This window comes from Sphingosinithalassobacter sp. LHW66-3, assembly GCF_050703275.1.
GTDB lineage: Bacteria > Pseudomonadota > Alphaproteobacteria > Sphingomonadales > Sphingomonadaceae > Sphingomonas.
This window is the reverse complement of record NZ_CP193482.1, coordinates 2,340,149-2,358,735: the sequence shown is the minus strand read 5'-3', so window position 1 is coordinate 2,358,735 and position 18,587 is coordinate 2,340,149. Positions and strand designations below refer to the sequence as shown.

At 59.8% G+C, this 18,587-nt stretch carries 19 protein-coding genes; 5 read left to right on the top strand and 14 right to left on the bottom strand.

Going from position 1 to position 18,587, the window contains the following annotated elements; all coding sequences use genetic code 11:
- Positions 1 to 29: 29 nt before the first annotated feature.
- Positions 30 to 2,354 carry a Z1 domain-containing protein gene (locus ACQ450_RS11555; protein ID WP_431469356.1) on the bottom strand — a complete coding sequence of 775 codons (2,325 nt, stop codon included), beginning with the start codon at positions 2,352 to 2,354 and terminating at the stop codon, positions 30 to 32.
- Positions 2,355 to 2,683: 329 nt separating this feature from the next.
- Here ACQ450_RS11555 and ACQ450_RS11550 point away from each other — a divergent pair, with 329 nt between their 5' ends.
- The 4 genes from ACQ450_RS11550 (at position 2,684) to ACQ450_RS11535 (ending at position 6,080) form a co-directional block, all read left to right on the top strand.
- The gene (locus tag ACQ450_RS11550) at positions 2,684 to 3,862 is read left to right on the top strand and encodes a DNA cytosine methyltransferase (RefSeq protein ID WP_431469355.1); all 1,179 of its coding nucleotides are present in this window, start codon (positions 2,684 to 2,686) and stop codon (positions 3,860 to 3,862) included.
- On the top strand, positions 3,859 to 4,716 hold the full coding sequence (locus ACQ450_RS11545; protein ID WP_431469354.1) for a hypothetical protein: 858 nt from the start codon (positions 3,859 to 3,861) through the stop codon (positions 4,714 to 4,716). The genes ACQ450_RS11550 and ACQ450_RS11545 overlap by 4 nt, the downstream gene beginning before the upstream one ends.
- A 3-nt stretch (positions 4,717 to 4,719) precedes the next feature.
- Positions 4,720 to 5,199 (top strand): very short patch repair endonuclease, encoded by a 480-nt coding sequence (locus ACQ450_RS11540; RefSeq protein WP_431469353.1) that lies wholly within the window; start codon positions 4,720 to 4,722, stop codon positions 5,197 to 5,199.
- 245 nt (positions 5,200 to 5,444) lie between these two features.
- Entirely contained in the window at positions 5,445 to 6,080 is a 636-nt protein-coding gene (locus tag ACQ450_RS11535) for a S24 family peptidase (protein ID WP_063512036.1), read from the top strand.
- A gap of 10 nt (positions 6,081 to 6,090) precedes the next feature.
- On the opposite strand, the gene ACQ450_RS11530 is transcribed toward ACQ450_RS11535, so the two are convergent.
- The 5 genes from ACQ450_RS11530 to ACQ450_RS11510 form a co-directional block, all read right to left on the bottom strand.
- Entirely contained in the window at positions 6,091 to 6,999 is a 909-nt protein-coding gene (locus ACQ450_RS11530; RefSeq protein WP_431469352.1) for an HNH endonuclease, read from the bottom strand.
- A gap of 72 nt (positions 7,000 to 7,071) precedes the next feature.
- The gene (gene mobF, locus ACQ450_RS11525) at positions 7,072 to 9,996 is read right to left on the bottom strand and encodes a MobF family relaxase (protein WP_431469351.1); all 2,925 of its coding nucleotides are present in this window, start codon (positions 9,994 to 9,996) and stop codon (positions 7,072 to 7,074) included.
- Between the two features lie 59 nt (positions 9,997 to 10,055).
- On the bottom strand, positions 10,056 to 12,368 hold the full coding sequence (locus tag ACQ450_RS11520; RefSeq protein ID WP_221597142.1) for a type IV secretion system DNA-binding domain-containing protein: 2,313 nt from the start codon (positions 12,366 to 12,368) through the stop codon (positions 10,056 to 10,058).
- Positions 12,358 to 12,690, bottom strand: coding sequence for a hypothetical protein (locus tag ACQ450_RS11515; RefSeq protein WP_089217209.1), 333 nt, complete (start codon positions 12,688 to 12,690; stop codon positions 12,358 to 12,360). Before ACQ450_RS11515 ends, ACQ450_RS11520 begins: the two co-directional genes overlap by 11 nt.
- A gap of 730 nt (positions 12,691 to 13,420) precedes the next feature.
- Complete coding sequence (locus tag ACQ450_RS11510) at positions 13,421 to 13,642, bottom strand: hypothetical protein (RefSeq protein WP_050599527.1); 222 nt, start codon at positions 13,640 to 13,642, stop codon at positions 13,421 to 13,423.
- An 81-nt stretch (positions 13,643 to 13,723) separates the two neighbouring features.
- On the opposite strand from ACQ450_RS11510, the gene ACQ450_RS11505 reads away from it, so the two are divergent.
- Complete coding sequence (locus tag ACQ450_RS11505) at positions 13,724 to 14,254, top strand: DUF6437 family protein (RefSeq protein WP_247714869.1); 531 nt, start codon at positions 13,724 to 13,726, stop codon at positions 14,252 to 14,254.
- A gap of 66 nt (positions 14,255 to 14,320) precedes the next feature.
- Here the strand turns inward: ACQ450_RS11505 and ACQ450_RS11500 are convergent, their stop codons facing one another.
- From ACQ450_RS11500 to ACQ450_RS11465, 8 genes are all read right to left on the bottom strand, one after another.
- Positions 14,321 to 14,719 carry a single-stranded DNA-binding protein gene (locus ACQ450_RS11500; protein WP_221597141.1) on the bottom strand — a complete coding sequence of 133 codons (399 nt, stop codon included), beginning with the start codon at positions 14,717 to 14,719 and terminating at the stop codon, positions 14,321 to 14,323.
- A 268-nt stretch (positions 14,720 to 14,987) separates the two neighbouring features.
- The gene (locus ACQ450_RS11495) at positions 14,988 to 15,257 is read right to left on the bottom strand and encodes a hypothetical protein (RefSeq protein ID WP_221597140.1); all 270 of its coding nucleotides are present in this window, start codon (positions 15,255 to 15,257) and stop codon (positions 14,988 to 14,990) included.
- A gap of 71 nt (positions 15,258 to 15,328) precedes the next feature.
- Complete coding sequence (locus tag ACQ450_RS11490) at positions 15,329 to 15,682, bottom strand: hypothetical protein (protein WP_221597139.1); 354 nt, start codon at positions 15,680 to 15,682, stop codon at positions 15,329 to 15,331.
- Positions 15,683 to 15,967: 285 nt separating this feature from the next.
- The gene (locus ACQ450_RS11485; RefSeq protein ID WP_221597138.1) at positions 15,968 to 16,375 is read right to left on the bottom strand and encodes a hypothetical protein; all 408 of its coding nucleotides are present in this window, start codon (positions 16,373 to 16,375) and stop codon (positions 15,968 to 15,970) included.
- A 14-nt stretch (positions 16,376 to 16,389) separates the two neighbouring features.
- Positions 16,390 to 17,061 (bottom strand): DUF2231 domain-containing protein, encoded by a 672-nt coding sequence (locus tag ACQ450_RS11480; RefSeq protein ID WP_221597137.1) that lies wholly within the window; start codon positions 17,059 to 17,061, stop codon positions 16,390 to 16,392.
- A 91-nt stretch (positions 17,062 to 17,152) separates the two neighbouring features.
- Positions 17,153 to 17,287 carry a hypothetical protein gene (locus tag ACQ450_RS11475; RefSeq protein ID WP_267900630.1) on the bottom strand — a complete coding sequence of 45 codons (135 nt, stop codon included), beginning with the start codon at positions 17,285 to 17,287 and terminating at the stop codon, positions 17,153 to 17,155.
- Positions 17,288 to 17,291: 4 nt separating this feature from the next.
- On the bottom strand, positions 17,292 to 18,023 hold the full coding sequence (locus tag ACQ450_RS11470) for a PepSY domain-containing protein (RefSeq protein WP_009823988.1): 732 nt from the start codon (positions 18,021 to 18,023) through the stop codon (positions 17,292 to 17,294).
- Between the two features lie 27 nt (positions 18,024 to 18,050).
- Positions 18,051 to 18,569 carry a YybH family protein gene (locus ACQ450_RS11465; RefSeq protein WP_431469350.1) on the bottom strand — a complete coding sequence of 173 codons (519 nt, stop codon included), beginning with the start codon at positions 18,567 to 18,569 and terminating at the stop codon, positions 18,051 to 18,053.
- Positions 18,570 to 18,587 lie beyond the last annotated feature (18 nt).

The window sequence follows — 18,587 nt, the reverse complement described above, 5'->3', positions numbered from 1 at the left end:
TAAAGGAGAGCAGCCATTCGAACGCCGGTTTAACTCATGGATTTTGTTGCGAATACGCATGGCTCGGCATCAGTCGGTGCCGCGAGAAGCGGCCACCAGAAGGAGTGTGCCGTCCATCCGCGCTCCCTGCCGCCCTTTTGTTGCAGCAGAATTAGAGCAGGCTTCGAGCGAGGCTCGTCCATAATCCTTGGCCGCAATGCGGGGCCGAGAATCGAACGTCCTGACTTGTCGCCTGACTTTGCGCGATCCAGCCCTCTGCCGGTTTCCGCCAGGAGCAAAATCGTTTCGCCCTTCTCGGTATAGTAGTCGATCAATCCGCGCATCGCGCCCCACTCGAACTTGACGCTATCGAATTCCATCGTCTCCTCGATGGTCGCGATGATCTCGTAGGCGGTGGCGCGGTTGATCTCGACAAATTCGCCGGTATCCCGCCACTCAGGAAGGATGAGCTTGTCCAGCTTCGTTTGAAGGTCGGCCATGCGCTTGCCCGCGCGTGTTTGAAAATCGGAAGGCAAGAGCAAGGTTCGGGGCGAGACGGTCACGACGTCCGAAAGCAGCACCTTGTTCGGAGCGCAGGGCCTGATCCGGCCGTTTCCGTCAGTCTGAATGAACACAACGCCTTGGTCATGGGCGCCTGTCTCGAAGGCATCCCGCAGAGCGTTCTCGAATTCATTGATCGTGAACAGCCGGTCATAAACCGCCCGCGAGGTGTAAAGCCGCGTTACCGCAAGGTCATCGCGCCCACGGTTCCCGTACATGCGGGAGTGCTGCAAGACGGTATCTGCTTGCGTCGTTCTCGGATTGCGTCCGTAGTAGAAGGCGATCAGGTTGGGAATGGTTATGCCACGGTCAAGAATGTTGCCGCCCACGAAAATGTTATAAGGAGTCCGCAGCTTGAGTTCGGCCTTCTGGTCAAGCAGGGCTGATACTTGGCCGTCCGAATTGACCTTCTCGACAACAATATCGTCGTTTTGGAGTGCATCGAGGAATTCTTCGAACGCCTCGTCATGCGGCGGCATATCGCCGCCATTCGCCGTCACCGAAACCTCAAGATCGTCATAGGCTTCATCGAACAGGGGGCGCAGACGCGTGGGGTTCTCTTCGGCGGCCTTGACGATTTCATCGCGAATCCAGTCGATCACCTGATTCTGCCAGCTATGCGCCGCTTTCTGCGTATCGTTGTGGATGAGCATAGAGTATTTCTGCTCCTTCTCGCCAAGCTCGCGCTGCTGCCACTGCCTGACGCCCGCCGCGAGAACGAAGGTGATGATTGCGCGGCGCAAGCCCGCCGCGTTCTCGGTGTCGAGCACACGATCCTGGTTGATGCGCCGCAAATCCATTTTGCGCAGGGCGTCCTGCTCCTGCTCGCTGACCTCGACGATCAAGTGCGAGCGCGGGTCGTCGTCATCGAAGGAGTCAAAGTAATGGTTGCCGCCGACATACCCGCCATGGATCGGTAGAAGCTCGGTGAAAGCCGGCCGTTTTGGCTTGTAGACGTAATTGGTCTGCGCAGCCGGGTCATCGTAGTTCTCAGGCTGCAAATAGAGGGAATATGGCGTCGCGGTGACCTGAAGGAAGGCGATGCCGTCGCTCAACTCGCGCAGCTCGTCAATCTGTCCAGCGATGACACCCTGCGAGATGTCAGTGTCGTCCTTGTTCGGAACGAAGCGAACGCTGGCCAGATCGGCCTCGTCATCGACGATCAAAACTTTCTTTTTCTGAAGTCCGGGTTGGTCCTTCACAAAGTCGATAAGTCGGTTGAGGTTATGCACCTGCTTCTTCGCGACGATCACGATTTTGCGGCGAAGCTCACTGCGTGTGAGCGTGCCGGGCTGCTTCATAATGTCGAACACCATCAGCTCATCTTCGTCGATAAACTCGGCAAAGTCCGATTCCAGACGCGAGACGGTCTGGGCGGAGAGCGTCTTGGTGCCTTTGGTCAGCACCAGGGCAATATCGAAGTCCCGGTCAAATGCACCTGCAATCACGCCGACAAAGGCGCGGGTCTTGCCTGATTGAATTTTGCCCAAGAGCATTCCCGGTCGGCTATCTGTCGTCACCGACGTGTCGAGCTTCTCGACAACGCGCTCGATACATTCAGCCAGCTCGTCACTGTCGTTGCGGTAACTCTTCAGTCGCGAATAGAATTGAGGCCCCTTTTGAAGATCATCGAGGCGGCGGTTGTTACGGCGAAGCCATGCGCGGATCTGAGGACGCCTGAAGACCGGCCCCGACGCCAGCTCCTTGATAGGACGGGGAAAGTCCGAAGCCCGCGAACGCCAGTTTACGACGGCCTGTCTTGACACGTTTGCCATCTCCGCGATTTCGTTGATCCCAACAATGTCATGTTCCACGGGCCGAATCCTGCTGTTTACGGTGTACACGGCTGTGTACGTAGTAAACAGAACAATGTCAACAAGGGGCTGCCGTTTGGTGTGTGCTGCGTCGGCAAATGTCACATGTTCCTAAATTGTTCTTGCTTTTGGCGCCAAAAAGGCGCCTAACGGGACGATGGAGACCGCTATGGCAAGAGTTGAGCCCAAGAGAGACGACCGAATCCGTCAAAGCATCAGGCTGGACAAACAGCTGTGGGATGGAATCGACCGAGTGCGGTCTGAGCGCCCGGGCAACATTTCTCGCAATACGTGGATAACCGAAGCCGTCCTTGAGAAACTTCAGCGCGATGTCGCTAATGCTCATCCTGGGAGAGTCGCCGATGCCTAACTTTTACGAATTCTTCGCAGGCGGCGGCATGGCGCGAGCCGGTCTTGGCAGCCGTTGGGACTGTCTGTTCGCCAACGATTTCGACCGTAAGAAGGGCGAAACCTATGAAGCCAACTGGGGTAAAGGGGCGCTCTCTGTCGGCGATGTGAAAAAGGTCGAAGCAAAAGATCTTCCTGGTCAGGCGGACTTGGTCTGGGGCTCGTTTCCCTGTCAGGATTTGTCGCTGGCTGGCGGCGGGGCTGGCCTCAAAGGCGAACGCTCTGGCACGTTCTGGCCGTTCTGGCGCTTGATGCAATCATTGATACAAGACTGTCGCGCGCCATCGATCATCGTGCTTGAGAATGTCTGTGGTGCGCTGACTTCGCACCAAGGCAAGGACTTCGCGGCCATCTGCGCGGCCTTTGCACGTGAGAACTATCGCTGTGGGGGGATGGTGATAGACGCAGCGGATTTCGTGCCGCAATCGCGGCCAAGGCTTTTCGTGATTGGCGTTCGCGATGATGTGATCCTGCCCGATGGCGTGATTGCAAGCGAACCGGTGAACGATTGGCATACTCAAGCTCTGCGCAATGCGCATGCGAAGCTTACTCCAAGGGCGAAGAGTAACTGGCTGTGGTGGACAATGCCGAGACCGCCAATCAGAAATTTACGCTTCGCCGACTTAATCGAAGACAGTCCGAAGAGCGTGAACTGGCATACCGCAGCGGAGACCAAGCAGCTTCTCTCGATGATGAGCGATGTGAACCTTGAAAAGGTCAAAGCTGCCAAGAATACTGGTCGTCGCATGGTGGGTGCAATCTACAAGCGTACTCGGCACGACGAAACCGGCGCGAAGGTTCAAAGGGCAGAGATCCGTTTCGATGACGTGGCCGGTTGTCTGCGAACTCCTGCAGGCGGTTCGAGCCGCCAACTCATCATGGTCGTCGACGGCGACAAGGTAAAATCTCGTCTTATTTCAACACGTGAAACTGCTCGGCTAATGGGCTTGCCTGACGACTACATACTTCCTGCACGTTACAATGAAGCCTACCATCTAACGGGCGATGGCGTTGTAGCGCCGGTCGTCAGGTATTTGGCGGCGCACATATTCGAGCCTGTGTTGAAGGCGCAGCCAGGAGACATGAAGGAGGCTGCGTGAGTGTAATTCCATGCTGTCAGAACGCGGAACTTCGTAAGAAGATCGAGGAGTTCGCGGAGACACTGAAGACCGAGGCGCATAAGCTCGGCGATCACGGACTCGACGACCAGGAATTCTATAACAGCGGTTTGTTTCGCGGGGCGATCGAACGCGTCCGTGGTCAGTTTTCGGCCACAATGCGTGATAAGCGCGAGTTCGTGAAGCGCGTCCTGAACTATATGCAGGATGGTGGTTACATCGCCGACTGGGAGTCTGCTGGCGAGGCCAACCGTCATGACTATGCCGTCAAACTCAACAGCGGCAAGACTGCAGTGATCGAACTCAAGGGCTGTCTGGACGGCAATAACACGAATATTTTCGAGCGACCGCCGCATGCCCAAGAATTTATCATCTGGAGCGTCTGTACAAATCCCGGCGCTGATCCGCGCCATAACGCTTGGTCGGGCATTCATACGCGCCTGAGTGCTGAGATCATCTACCGTGAACAACGCGTAGATGGCGTTGTCATTTGGGATATGGTGTGCGGAACTTTGGGGCGTCCGTGCCCGAAACTCGAGAACCAGCCTGACCGAACGACAGAAGTTGGCCCATTCTCGCTCCCACCTGCCTGCATCTATGTGATGCCGGCGACCACTCCCAGCCCGCGTAACAACCCGCACCCACCGGCGCAGACGCTAGGCGATGTCGAGCTGCTCAAAGCATTCCATGAATGCTTTGGTGGTGTTGACGCAGAAGTGAGCTACGTTAATTTTGAGGTAGCCTATCAAGGTTCCGAAACTGTCAGGACGACGACGATCACGCGGGATGGTGCCATCGCACAACAATCAGGACCAACCGCGATAAGACGGTCATAAGCGATGGCCCAGAGCGATACCGACCGCAGCCGGATTATGCGCGCGGTCAAGGGAAAGGATACATCGCCCGAGAGGTTCGTGCGTTCAATACTTCACCGGGCTGGCTATCGCTTCCGACTTCACGCTGCCGAACTGCCGGGAAAACCGGATATCATCTTCCGAACGCGGAAAAAGGCGATCTTTGTGCATAGCTGCTTTTGGCACGGGCATGACTGCAAACGCGGCGCACGCATTCCCAAATCGAACACCCAATATTGGAAAGCGAAGATCGGGAGAAACATTGATCGAGACGTTCGCTCGATAGGTGCATTAAAAGCACTTGATTGGTCGGTGGCGATTGTTTGGGAATGTGAACTGAAGGAACCGAACTCAGTTATGCGGCGCATGTCGATGTTCTTAGATGGCGAGCTTTGCCTGCCAGCCCAAAGCCTTTTTAGTCAGGCGAAGGCAGATTGCGAAGATAACCTTCCACCCTTTCGATAGTCCTTTTACGCGGCCTGCGGCCACACCTTAGATCAAGCACGAAGCGCGGATCACCAACGGCCCGACGACCGAAGCGTGTCGCCGACATATGCGATTCCTTCAAATGACGCTCAATGCGATCCAGCAATTTCATGGCCTTCCTCGACTCACTCAGCACTTGTGTTCCTGATTTGTTCTTAGTAGGAAGGTTCCATCGAGTCTAGGAGATTTCCTTCTCTCCTGAGACCGTCAGAAGGAACCACACGATGGAACATGTCAGAGAGGAGCTCGATCGCCTGATCCAGCAGCGACGGCTCGGATATTCCTCGATCTCGCGGATGATTGGACGAAACTCGTCCTACATTCAGCAGTTCATCAAGCGCGGCTCGCCGCGCAAGCTGGATGACGATGATCGGCGCACGCTTGCCAGCTTTTTCGGGGTCGACGAGCAAGTGCTTGGCGGACCGCCCGCACCCATGCGTGACGGGTTGATCGAGATTCCCGTGCTCAATGTCGATGCGTCGGCGGGCTTCGGAGCGATTGCCGAAAGCGAAACCGCCCATACCCGCTTCGGTTTCGACGAACGCTGGCTTGGCCGGTTGACCCGGGCAAAAAGCGCCAGCCTTTCGATCATCCACGTCCTGGGCGACTCCATGGAGCCGACACTCAGCGATGGCGACGAGGTGCTGGTCGATGCATCGGACCAGGGCTCGCGGCTGCGCGACGGTATCTACGTCCTGCGCGCCGACGATGCGCTGGTGGTCAAGCGCGTGACGCTCAAGCCCGGTGGCCGCAAGATCACCATCAGCAGCGACAATTCGGCCTATCCCAGTTGGGATGATGTCGACCGGTCCGAGATCCAGGTGGTCGGCCGTGTCATCTGGTTCGGACGCGCGGTCTGATCCTACCAAATCAGAACCCCGCAAAACGCGCGCGATGCTTGGCAACGAAGTCCGGACGGGGGTGATCCCTCGGATCGACCGGAAGCCTGATCTTCTGTCCTGAAGGGGGGAAGAGCTTCAACAGGTCGGACGGCACCTTGTTGTGCGATACGAGCAGGCAAAGGTTATCGTCGAATGTGATGAGATGCCGGTCGAACAGCCAATGGGCCGTAGCCGAGAGTGCCACGCCGTTGGGTACGACGTCGGGTCCGCCATCGGCGACGGACCAGATATGTGCCGCCTGTGCCTCCGCTTTCCCGCCACCATTGATGATCCGCAATCCCGTGACGGCGCAGGTGCTGTCATAAGCGTCGAGCACCTGATTGCGGAAACTGGCGGCACGGATCTTCTTGTTCACCAGGATTTGCTCGATCCGGCGTTCGCCAAAATCATCGGCTAGGAGCGCGGCGGTCGCATCGTCGATGTACCGCTCGTCGAGCTCGAGCCTGATCCGGTTGTCCGGGTCGAGCGTCTCGCTCAGCCCCTGATTGACGATGGCGACAAAATCATCGCCATCGAGCGTGCGCACCGATTTGCCGCGCAGCGTCCTTCCGGCATCGCCAGGACGGGCCATCTCGCGCAGGAAGCGTTCGGCAAAGCGTCCATCCTTGTCGCGGTAGGAAACCGCATCATCGAAGGGTAGATAGTCCCTGACGCGCGCGTAGTAATGGGTTGGATCAGCCTCATCGGGATCGATCCGCTCAACGAATGCGGTCGCGATATAAGCCATCCGACCGCCGGATACGCGGGTTTCGCGGTAGAGAATCCAGTCGTTCTTGAGCTGGCGGGCCTGAGGAAGATATTGCGAGGGGAAATGATACCGCTCGGTAATGAGGTCGTCGTAGCGCGAATCGCCGCTGATCTCGAACACACCCTTCACCGGCAACGCTCCGCACTTCTCTCGAGAACGTATCGTGCCTGGTAACGCTGAAATCGTCCAGGCTATCGGTGATCAAATGCCGATTTCGAAAGGCTTTACCCGTTCCTTGGTGAGTTCGGGCTTGTCACTTGCAGGCGAAGCGCTGCCAACATGCTTGTCTTGCGAAAGGCCTTTGGCAGCTGCCGCCTTGAGCCTTTGCGTTACTTCGAGGGCCGACGCTTTCTCGCCGCTGTTGGACTTGATGGCCCGGCCGAGCTTCTCAGCATTATCTGCAATCAGCGTGAGGCCGTCCCTAAGCCGGGTGACCGTGACCAGGAAAGTCTGCCGATTGGCGAGATTGCGTTCGCGGCTGTCCATCACCGCGATCCCGCGATCAGAGGTCAGTCCCTGCGCCATATGCGCATTGAGAGCGTAGGCGAGGTCCATGCGTTTGAGCATGGGGTCGCCGCGGCTCAGGCGGAGCTCCTTGCCCACTGATGTCTCGACCAAGACGCCCTTTGTGTCGATGGCCACGATCCTCGCCTGGTCGGCGTTGAACAGCCCGCGCTTGTGGTCGTTGTCGGTCCAACGGATTTTGTCACCTTCAATGATGGACAGCGATTTGCGCTCGAAGAGCGACAGCCGGCTATCGTCTGCGCCCGGCCGCAAGCGCGCGGGATTGAACTTGTGAAGCCGTCCTTTCCTGTCCTCAAGCACGAGCTGCTTCCGCGCATGGTCAATGGTCTTGACGGTGTAGTCACCCTTGGAGAGTTTCTGGGTGCTGTCGCGCGAGCGAAAGTTGAGGACCATGCCTGGTTGGTAAGTGCGAAGATAGCGAAGCTCCTCGTGTGTCACATTCACCCGCGAATGAACGGGCAGCCGGCCCGATCGTGGGCCGAGCTCGCCATTGGCCTTGAGTCCGCACTGCACAGCCTCGTTGACCGCAGAACGTAAGGCCCGTCCCGACGCGTAGATCGACGTCCGATCCCGATCCGCCGGGCTGAGCGAAAGCCACTTCTCGGCAGCAACAATTGCGCTGTCCCCACGAGCCTCGATGGTTGAAGGAGCAAGAGCCCGGAGCGCATCGTCGATACGTCCCTCCTGCGCGGCGGCCTGGGCTCGCCGCAGGACGGGATCGCGCCCGCGCAAATTCACATCCATGTTGGCGCGCTCGATCCCGGCCTGCTGGACGAGGTCGAACGGCTTACCGGCATCGACGGCGCCTAGCTGTCGCTTGTCACCGACGAGAACCAGACGATGGATTTCCGCGAGGTTTGCCAGCCGTACCAGCTTGGCCTTGTCCCCGTTCGACACCATCGACGCCTCGTCGAGGACCAGGACATGGTCTCCGAGCGCGCTCCGAGCCTCACTCAGCAACGTGGCATTTCCCGGCTCGTGCAGAAGCCTGCCCCATTGGGCAAGAAAGCGGGCAATGGTCATCGAACGGATGCCGGTGTCGCGTTCGAGCATCTGGACAAGCGTGTTCTGCATCGCGAGCCCCAGCACCTGCTTGCCTTCCTCTCGGAGCAGCTGGGCGACCGGCTTCATCACGCTGCTCTTGCCCGCCCCGGCTATGCCCTGGATCGCTACGATCCGGTCACGCGATGAGAGCACAAGGCTCGCCGCATTCTCCTGCCCTTCGTTGAGCGAAATTCCGTGGTTGATCGCTGCAACCGCCTGAACCCGTTCTGCGGCGTCCGATCGATCCAGGATGGGCAACACCTCACCTCGCCCCTGGTCGACACTAGCGAGAATGGTGCTTTCAAGGTCAAGTGCCTCGCGGCTCGCCAGCCAGCCTTTGTGCTCGCCTTTGCCGGGCTCGAGTGCGCCGCTTCTGACCAATGCGTTCACACTAGTCTCGACATGGCCCACCGTTGTCGGCAGCCCAAAATCGAGCGCCGCCTTCAGCAATCCTTCGCGCGGGAACGCTGCCTCGCGCTGCGAGAGATGACGCACCGCGGAAGCAACGGCCTGCGCGGCCGCGATGGTCGGTGCATCCTGCTTGAGGACATGGGCAGGGATCAGTGGATCAGCTGGATCGCCCTTGATCCGCTGCGCGAACTCTCTCAGCTTCGCAATCCCGCGCTGAAGAAGGCTCCCTTCTTTCGAGCTGGGAATGTCCTTCGTTGCAGCCCGCATCTGCGACGCATCGATCAAACCGGCAAGGTCAATTCCGACTTCCTGGGCTTTCTGCCGCCATGCATCGAGAAGGCCTTCCCGGTCCCTGACGGGCGCCTTGTTTTTCCTTGTATTGAGCACAGCAATGTCGCGGGTTTTCGGAGTGTTCTCACCCAGCTGGCGTACCGCGTCGAGGACTTCTTCGCGCCGCGTCGAAAAGGCCATGACCTGCTCGCGGGCAATGCCCGCTGCTTCGAAGTTGCCATGCTTTCCAACCGGCCCTGCTTCGTAACCCATCTTCTCGACGGCCAGACGAAAGCGCGCCATGGTCATCGAGTTGAGGAGGGTGTTGAAAGACCAAAGCTTGTCGTTGCGAAGCGCGCGCCACTTCCCGTCGCTGCCTTGCGTGACATTCGCCACGACCGCGTGAAAATGCAGGTTTGGTTCCTGGTTGCGATTGGTGTCGTGCTGGAAAAGACCAATCGTCAGATTATCTGTCGCGACCTTCCCGTAGCCAGCCTGACTGCCCATCCGGGTCTGCGCCGCGTTCTTTTCTGCCCAGCGCAAGGTCTCGATGACGGCCTCGCGGTAGGCATCGATAATCCGCTGGTCACCGCCCACCAGCGCGAGCAGCGACCAGCTTTTCGGGAGTGAGAATGTGAGGTCGGTTCCAGGCCTGTGAGCCTGGCCCGCATTGCCGACCTGGATACCACCGGGCAGTTCTCCCCGCAGCAAGGCATCGAACTGCTCGGTGCCGACGCGCCCCTCAAGACCAAGTCGCTCCGCTCCCTTCCCAACCCAGGTTCCGGAACGATCGGCATCAGCGCCGGTGTAGTAATTGTCTGCCGCGAAATAGCTCGCTGCAGCCGAAGGGGAGCGCACATTGGCGACGGAAAGCATCCTGTCTGATCCTCGTCACGGCTCCCCTCGCGGCCAGGTAATCCCTCCCCATTTGCCTTTCACATGTCGGGCTCGAACTCGCCGAAATCCTTCTCCGGAGGATCTGCGACCGCGCCTTCACGCAGGTCTTTCTCGACCGGCGTGAGAGGTTGGCGGCCGTTGGCAGCCGAACGGCCTCGTGGCGTCGAACCATCCTTGCCACCTGCGTCATCGCCGGCGGTTCCTGGTTCGGACAGATGCTGTTCCGCGCCCATTGCTGGTGTATCCTCACCGGTTTGCACGGCGGCGAGAGGTAGCGTTGGACCTGCATCCAGATGAGTATCGGACCGGGTTTCGGCACCGAGATCACCAGCATCGCGCCCTGCGTTCAGCTTTTCAAGCGGCACAGCCTCCTGCCGATCCTGCGGTTGATCGACGACACGGCGCTGTCCCTCCAGATCGAGTTTGAGCTGCTTTGTATCGACAGGCTTACCGACACCGTCGTCATTCGAGGCGGGATGTTCGTCATTCGGTTTTGAACCCGGTTTTGCTTGGATCGTCACTGCCGCAGGACCCTGGCCAGGCTTTATGAGCGGTTTCTCGCGGGCGATGAATCCCTCGGCAATACGACCACGCGTGCGCGGAATGAGCGATACCGGCGCAGCGGGGAATCCGTCGGGAAACTTGATGTAGGCCGACAACCGCGGAAGGTTCATGAACTGGTCGGGCAGGAGCAACGGCTCGATCTGCCGCCGGGGGGTCAGGCTGACTGCGTCGCGCGCGTTGTTGTACCCGTAGCTGTAGCCTTCTTCCATGTCCCGCACCTGCCGGTGGCCGATGAAATCGGAGCACCAGGTCGCCGTTTCGCGATCGGCTGTCGCCAGGATGAGCTTGGTGCGCGCAAGCGAGGACAATGTCATGGCCATGTTCTCGCCGTAGACTTCCTTGAGCTTGGCAAACGCATGCACCCCGGTGACGATCGCACCGCCAAAATTGCGCGCCGTTTGCAGCCCCTTTTCAAGCGCCGGTAGTCGGTGAAGGGCGCCGAGCTCGTCGATCAGGAACCACATCCGCAGGTCCTGTGTGCGCTCGAGCGTCATCAGCGTATTCATCGCCGTGTCGAGCCACAGCGTGAGCAACTGCGAGGAGATGCTCATGTCGACATAGCGGGCAGAGAGGAACAGGATCGAGCCCGCCTGGCAGTCGCCTTTGACCCAGTCGCGGACCGAAAAGCGCGGTCCGGATGAGGGCAAGAGCTTCAGCACTTTCGCATTCGCATTGAACACAGCGCGGATCGATTCCGCCATGCGGGCCGCTTCCGGAGCGGTCAGCGGATCGGCCATGGTACCGCGCATCAGCTTATGCACTTCGGACAGGTCAGCGGTCATCAGCCGCCGTGCCAAGGCCTCGTTGGTTGCAGTGCCGGTACGGGCAAGATGAAGACACATCTCGACGAACAGCATGCGCGCCGCGAGCACCCAGAACTGTTCTGAACCACCCCCGTCATGGGGCACGAGCGCTTCGGCAGCGGCATGAAACTCAGCTTCCGTCGTGCAGTCGTTGAAGACGCTCCACAGCGGACACCGCACATCGACAGGATTGAGAATGATGTCGCGCGCGGGATCATAGAAGGCTTCGATAAAGGCCCCTGTCAGGTCGAAAATGACCGCGCGCTGGCCGCGTTCACGCGCTTCGGCAACTAGTTCGGTGAGCGCCACGGTCTTGCCGGTTCCGGTCGTACCGATGAGCATGGCGTGGCTCTGCTCGAGCCGCCACGGCCAGCTTACGCCGGCGAGATGTGCGGGTTGGTAGTGGCCCGCTTCGGCGAGCGCCGACGAGCTCGCAAGCCGCCACTTCCAGCCGAACTTGCGTCCCAATTCCTCGGCCCGGAATGCCTTGTTGTGACGCTCGATTTCTTCTTCGAGTTCGTCGAGCGAAACAAGCATTGCACCACGCTCGTGCTTGCGCTCCTTCGACCGCCCGCCAAAGCGCTCGGCGAACCACCAGAAAAACACGAAGGCCGGGATCAGCAGTACCGCCGAGACCAGCAATCCCTGCTTCACTGCCGTACGAAACGCCTCGACCGCCTCGCGCATCGGCGGGAACTCGCGAACGATGCCGAACGGGAGGCCGACCCTTTCGCCGTCAAGCAGTTCAAGGTTGACCAGCTTGGCCGGATCGAACTCCATGAAGGCATAGAGACTGGCGTAGATATGCATCCAGACCAGGTAGATCTGGTGATCACTCAGAGCCGACCGCACTTCCCAATAGCAGGTGCCGACCGCTACCAGGCCGGTGACAATCAAGGGGCCCTTCAGGCCGGCTGCAAACATGAAACCAAAGTGGCCGAGCAACTGGCTCCCGCGGGTGAAATTCAGGAGATTATGCTTCATGGGATTGGCCTCCCATGTTTGCGTTGACGGGGAGGCCAAGACGCTCGAGGCGTCGCCGGTACGCCTCGTGAGTACGGTCGCGCAAACTCGCGTCAGAATGGCTGGCCAGAAGCGCATCGAGCGCCACCGAAATGAAGATTGCCTGGCGCGCGGGATCGAGCCCTGCGGGGCGGTCCTTCGCCTCGTTATCGCGCTGCCACGCTGCGACAATAAGGTCACGGATAAAGACGCTGACACTGACGCCATGGTCCGCGGCACACTGGCGAACCCAGTTACCAACGGAGAGAGATACGAATGTCTGAAGCCGATCTTGTCGGGTCATGAAACAGGTTCCTTGTCGGGCCGACGGAACCTGGCTCACCTTGCGGAAGGTGCCGATGAGAATAAATCGTGAACAACTCGCAGTCAATCGAAAGATTCAGACGATATTTCAGGGTTTTAGATGCATGAGAGTTGTCAGCGGATCAGCGCAAAGCCGCTCTACTCGCAGACGGGTTGATTTCGCCCAAAACCACATTCTTTAGCAATAACAGAAAGATAAATCCCGAAATCGCGGGGTAGGGTGTGCTCCTTTGTTCCCAAGTGCGCGAGGAGGTCCAGGCAATAAGGGGGATTGATCAAGGACGACCTTTCCCGATCTCCATGTTGGAGCGCGAGCAACCAGGCCTGGCACCTCTTCGGATGCAGATCGAGAGCATTCGACGCCTCCAGCCAAAGACAGCACCTGCGAAAGAGGCAGCGGCCAAGGGCGCGTGGGAAGCAAGGCAAGCGGGGCATGTCGCATGCCCTAGCTTCCCGCCGCCCGACCCGTTGCCGGTTCGCAAGTGCGTGCGGGGCCCAGGAGAAAATCAGGCCGCACCCTCAGGAGCGCATCGCAAGATGCGCGGGACAGAGTGCGTCCACAGCCCCGCTCCATTTATCGGGCGCCGCCACATTGCGGTGGGCGGCCGTCAGAGTAACCGACCGAACCGGTTTCTTGCGCTTCGATGGACTACCCGGCGAACAAGAAAAAAGGGCAGGAACCGTTCCCGGTTCCGGCCCTGTCGATAGTCTCAGAACTCGTCGAGCATGCCGCCGTGGACCGTGTGGACCACCCGCGCTGCGAGATGCGCTGGCAATATGTTGTAGTCACCCTCGTCGAGGGCAAAGTACCCGAGTTCGTCATCCTCGATAACGTGCTGATCGAAGAAGCTGTGCAGCGCTCTCTTCTCGGCTGTTTCCAGAGCCTCGAAATAGCTCCGGGACGGAAGGGCGCAATGCATTGAATAAGCCATGATAATCCTCCTGATTTCTGTCGTGAGACGACAGGAGGCGTTCGCGATGGTCTTGTGCATCCCGGGTCAGGGATCGCCCGAATGGGCGACCGCGATAGCGGCGGTGGGGGTAACGATTTTGTTCGCTGCCGGATGCAATCCGGTGGCGGGCAAAATGGTGGGGCCCCGCCATCCTTGAGGCGGGAGGCGCAAGGCCATCATGCTGGGAGAACCGTGAGCAAGAACCCACAACCTCCGCCCAATATCAAACATCTCCTGCATGCGAATTGCCTTTCCTACACCCCGGTGACGCGGGCATGGAAACAACTGGGGAGCGGATCTGAGGGGGACAAAAGGACAAGTAACATGCCCCGAAACAGGAGCGCGATTGCAGCCCTGCAAAAGCTCGAAGCGGACCGCGAGGCGCTCGACGCCAAACAACGCGAACTTGAAGTGCAAGCAGCCAGGGAACTCGGCGAAATCATCCTGGGAAGCGGCCTCGAAAGCTTCTCGAAGAAGGGCCTGAGGAAGGTTGCCGAAGAACTCGGGAAACTCGGCGAGGATGCCGCGATCGAGAAACTGACGGGGCGCGGTGCAACCCGTGCTTCGAATGCAGCGCCGGGAACCCAGTAACCACAGAAGAAGAGGCCCTGCCGCTTGCGGCAGAGCCTCTTCGTAAGGGGACGATCGGGATCGATGTCAGTCGATCTCGGGAGCGTCGGTGTTGTCGCCTTCTTCACCCGAGCCGTTGCCGCGGGAGAGAAAGTCGACCTTGTCGGCGAGGATCTCGGTGCCGTAGCGCGTGACCCCATCCTTGTCCTCCCACTGGGTGTAGTGGATGCGGCCCTGGACACTGACCAGCTGGCCCTTTGAGCAGTACTGCCCGACGGTCTTGGCAAGGCCATTGAAGCAGGTCACCCGGTGGAACTCGCTTTCCTTGGCGGTGTAGCCGTTATCGTCCTTGTAGGTCTTGCCGTCCTTGTCGCGTGCGGGGCGATCGGTGACGACGGTGATCCCGGTGACGTTGGTGCCGCCCTGGGTCTCGCGGATGTCGGGATCGCGGGCGATGCGGCCGGTGAGGATTGCGATATTGGTCATGATGAAATTCCTTCAGTTCCTCAAACCGGAGACCATCTCCGGCTTGCGAACATCCAGAAGAAGCAGGGCATGGGAGGACTGCACCGCAGGCCTGAAGGGCCGAAGGGAAACCTGTTCATGACGGGGGGTGCGGGCAGGCGGCGAAGCCGCCAACACGGCCGGAAAGGAACGGGTTGCGGCTCCTCAGCTGACCTGGTTCAGGACTGTTCGCGAAGAAAGCCGGATGGGTATCGGGTGCGGGTCTGAAGGTGCCAGGACCCTGCTGCAATCAGCTTACCACATCGCCTTCCGATGCCGCCAGGAGATCCATGAAGTTGCGGGCTGCTTCCCGGTCTTCCTCATTCTCGAAGGCCACGTCGAGGTCAGGGGCAGACCCGAGCAGGTAGAGCATGGCCCACAAGGCAAAGCGCTTGCCCCGGTCCTGCTCGAGACCGAGATCGACCTGGCACCGCTCGATCCCCGATGCCAATGCCTCTGCGCCAACCATTCCGAGATCGGCAGTGCGGAAATAGCGGACGAGGAGCGTATCGAGGTCCATCGCAGTCTCTTCAGGTCAACGATCCAGCCGCAGGCAGGAGAGCTAGGGTTCGAGGGCCGGTCATGCGTCAGTCAATCCGTTGAAGGTTCCTCGCGAAACCGTCGAGCGCGCTCCACAAAGTTCTCCATTTGTGTGGCAGCGTGCAAGGTTAGCGGATGCTGCGTCGCGTCGGCGCGTGGGGAGATGAACTCGGCCAGTTGTTCGATCGCAGTGAGCTGATGATCGCTTGCCGTGGACAATAATCCTAGCACCATGTTTTCGAGCGCGATCACCCTTATGCGTAGCTGGATTATTTCGGCATCCGTGAGCGGAGGGATGTCCCATTTCTCGCAATCGGCCGCGAGGGCTTCTTGCGGCCCGCAAGGGAGCGCACCGCCTTCGTCTTCCCAGCGCGACAGCGCACCGGCCGTTCTTTTTTCGGTCATTGGCAGTTCCTTTCCATGTCCCACCACGCGATTGGCAGCGCAATGCTTGTATAGCACGAAGCCATGCCGGGAAGCGCCTGGCACGACGACAACGAGGACGAAGAGACGGAACCCCGCGCGTTGGGTTGGTCTTCACGCGGGGTTCCAGAACGGCCCCTTGGGCACCTGCGACCCGCAGGGCTTCGGGGGGAGGCGGAGCCGTCCTTTTCTGATGTCCGGATTTTCGTCACGATTGCTTGCAGACGATTTCTCCTGACTATCCTGACTGATGGGCCATGCGCCGGATTACATGCCTTCCATGTCGTGATCGGCCATCGAGGACATGTCATGGCCGGCATGGGGATCGGCGGGCGGGGTCGCCTCGCTCTCGGGTTGCGCGCGCGGTGCCGGCGCGGCGGATGTGGCAGTTGCACGTGGTACCGGAGAGGCGGCTCGCCGAGACGCGGGCGCGGCAGCATCGCCTGTCGAAAGAGCGTCCTGCCGCGCAGCCACTGACTCACTTTCGGAGGTAGAGGTTGTCGGGTCTGCAAGACCACCCTCGGGTGCCATGCCGGGCATCACCGCTGCTTCGCCCATCGGCGACACCTCTGAGGTCGGTGTGCTCTCCTGCGCTTCGTCGCAAGCGGCGAGAGCGGACATCATCGGCGCAATCGCGAAAAATGCGATCGCTGTTTTTGACCTGGAAGTACGCATGCTGTTCAACTCCTTCAGAGCCAGGAAATTCCGAGATGGTTTGGCCCATGCGCGAGTTCGCCGCCAAGGAAGCCCTGCACCAGAATAAGTGCTGCCATCGAGAAGATAGCCGTACGCAACCATGCGCGGCTCTGGCTCGGCCTGCTCGCGAGGTATGCCATTGCCACACCGAGGACCGCGATCAGCATCCCGTTCCATCGATGGACCTGCATGACGGCATCGCCTCCGAACCAAAGGCCGGTGTGAATCCATCCGAACAGAACTGCGACGACTGCGCCGATTGCTCCGCCGTAGACGAGTACGCCCACCGCACTTTCCAGGCCCGCTCCTTTCCGGCGCATCACGAACAATTCGGTGGCCGCAGCCATGAAAAACAAGGCGATCGGGAAGTGGATCGTTGCCGGATGCAGCTTTTTCAGTACGGCCATGACGCCGGTTTCGCTCTCATCCGCATGGCCACCGGCCTCGTCATGGGCTGCGCCCGCTTCATCGTGCGCGCCGGAGGACTCGCCAGCATCCGCAGTCTCGCCCATCTGCGCCATGGCCGCCTGGTCGTGCACATCGCCATTGGTGGCAGCAGGCGCGGCGCTCGCCTCTTCGCCGTGCTTTTCGTCGCCATGAGCCTGAACGGGTCCGACGAAGAGCAGGCTTGCGGCGAGCAGCGCCAGAAATGAGGGGGCTTTCATGTCTCGTATGTCTCCCGACCCTGCAGTTAAAGTGCGACCTATGTGCCTGATACGCACGGCAGCCGCGTGCCCCTCGCATTAATTTGATAGTTCAGCGCGACTGAAGTGCGCCCGGGTGGTCACGCTTGCTGGCGGCATCATCGCGATCGTCGAACGCATTCGGCTCCTGGCCGCGTTCGGCCTGGCGAACGAGGGTAAGGCGTTCGCCCACGCGAATAAGCCCCATGGGCTCAGGCGAGCTTGCTCTTCTTTGCGCGGCGGCGCAGCCTCGGCATCCGGTTCGCCAGCAGGACGAAACCCGACAGGGCTATGATCGTGCCGCCAATGCCGAACAGCAGCAGCCACCAACTGTTGATGCGGTCGCGCTCGGTCCAGTCCATGATGTGGAGGCCCCAGATGAAATCGAACAGGCGCCATGTATCGCTGCGCGCCGCCCCGAGCGTGCCGCTGGCGGCATCGATGTAGATGCGCGTCGAAGCCTCGTCAGCATAGGTGACCTGCCAGGCCGGAAAAGGGCCGCGAAACTCGGTTCCGATGGGGTCATCGACGATCCGTGCGGCCTCGATGGTCGTGCGCGGCCCGGTCCATGCGCGCAAGGCGATGGATTTTGCCGTTGCCGCCGAGATGGGGGAGAGTTTACGCCCAGTCACCGGATCGTGGAGGCTCACGCTACCGTCAACCTTGCGGACCTCGGTCACGGCATCGCCGTCGAGCGAACGTGTCGTTACCGCTGCAAGAGTACCGTCGTTTGCGACCCAGGCCGGGAGCGGGGCATCGGCGGGCAGCGCCTCTTGTTCACGCGAAACGACATGTTCGGAGCGAACTTCTTCCAGGTCGAGAAACGACATGAGGGCGCCGGTTCCCATCCACAAGAGAACCTGGACACCGACGAAAATCGCCAGCCATTTGTGGATCTTGCTGCCGAGCACATGCAGGCGCAGCTTCAGCGACGGCGTTGCCAACCGGTGCTACCTCTTCGAAAGCCGTAATCAGTTGCGCGGCGCGCGCGACGAGGAATGGTACTGGACGATTCTCCACCCGTCCGCATCGTGAGCAAGCACCGATGTCGCCACGCCGTCGCGCTCGATCACCCGGCCATCGCTAAGTTCGATGCGATAGCCATACGTCTCATAGGCATGGGCCATGTGCCCCATCCGGGTGACGGTCAGCGTGGGGTCGGTAAAGGTGAAGCTCACAATCGCGTCGAGCTCGGGGCCCAAATGGTGCTCCATGTAATTGGCAAAGCTTCCTTCGGCCTTGCCATTCTCGAAGATCGCCGAGTCCTCGGCGAAGAGCGCGCGCATTGCCTGCGCGTCGCGCGCTTCAAGAGCGGTGCGATAGGCCTTGAGGGTTTCTTCAGCGCCCGCGACATCGTCCGCCAAAGCGTCCATCGCGTGCATCTGATGGTTCGCATGGGAAGAGTGGTCCATCTGCTGCGCGAAGGCTGGCAGCGGTATCAGCGTGGCAACAAGCGCAGTCGCCGCGATGCGTGTCAAAGTCTTGGTCATGGAAGTTCTATCCTTTTT

Bases quoted from the DNA above. Each gene is read 5' to 3' on its own strand.
- ACQ450_RS11550 (WP_431469355.1), top strand. From the start codon at position 2,684: ATGTCGCTAATGCTCATCCTGGGAGAGTCGCCGATGCCTAACTTTTAC.
- ACQ450_RS11540 (WP_431469353.1), top strand. From the start codon at position 4,720: ATGGCCCAGAGCGATACCGACCGCAGCCGGATTATGCGCGCGGTCAAG.
- ACQ450_RS11535 (WP_063512036.1), top strand. From the start codon at position 5,445: ATGGAACATGTCAGAGAGGAGCTCGATCGCCTGATCCAGCAGCGACGG.
- mobF (WP_431469351.1), bottom strand. From the start codon at position 9,996: ATGCTTTCCGTCGCCAATGTGCGCTCCCCTTCGGCTGCAGCGAGCTAT.
- ACQ450_RS11520 (WP_221597142.1), bottom strand. From the start codon at position 12,368: ATGAAGCATAATCTCCTGAATTTCACCCGCGGGAGCCAGTTGCTCGGC.
- ACQ450_RS11515 (WP_089217209.1), bottom strand. From the start codon at position 12,690: ATGACCCGACAAGATCGGCTTCAGACATTCGTATCTCTCTCCGTTGGT.
- ACQ450_RS11510 (WP_050599527.1), bottom strand. From the start codon at position 13,642: ATGGCTTATTCAATGCATTGCGCCCTTCCGTCCCGGAGCTATTTCGAG.
- ACQ450_RS11505 (WP_247714869.1), top strand. From the start codon at position 13,724: ATGGGCGACCGCGATAGCGGCGGTGGGGGTAACGATTTTGTTCGCTGC.
- ACQ450_RS11500 (WP_221597141.1), bottom strand. From the start codon at position 14,719: ATGACCAATATCGCAATCCTCACCGGCCGCATCGCCCGCGATCCCGAC.
- ACQ450_RS11495 (WP_221597140.1), bottom strand. From the start codon at position 15,257: ATGGACCTCGATACGCTCCTCGTCCGCTATTTCCGCACTGCCGATCTC.
- ACQ450_RS11490 (WP_221597139.1), bottom strand. From the start codon at position 15,682: ATGACCGAAAAAAGAACGGCCGGTGCGCTGTCGCGCTGGGAAGACGAA.
- ACQ450_RS11485 (WP_221597138.1), bottom strand. From the start codon at position 16,375: ATGCGTACTTCCAGGTCAAAAACAGCGATCGCATTTTTCGCGATTGCG.
- ACQ450_RS11480 (WP_221597137.1), bottom strand. From the start codon at position 17,061: ATGAAAGCCCCCTCATTTCTGGCGCTGCTCGCCGCAAGCCTGCTCTTC.
- ACQ450_RS11475 (WP_267900630.1), bottom strand. From the start codon at position 17,287: ATGGGGCTTATTCGCGTGGGCGAACGCCTTACCCTCGTTCGCCAGGCC.
- ACQ450_RS11465 (WP_431469350.1), bottom strand. From the start codon at position 18,569: ATGACCAAGACTTTGACACGCATCGCGGCGACTGCGCTTGTTGCCACG.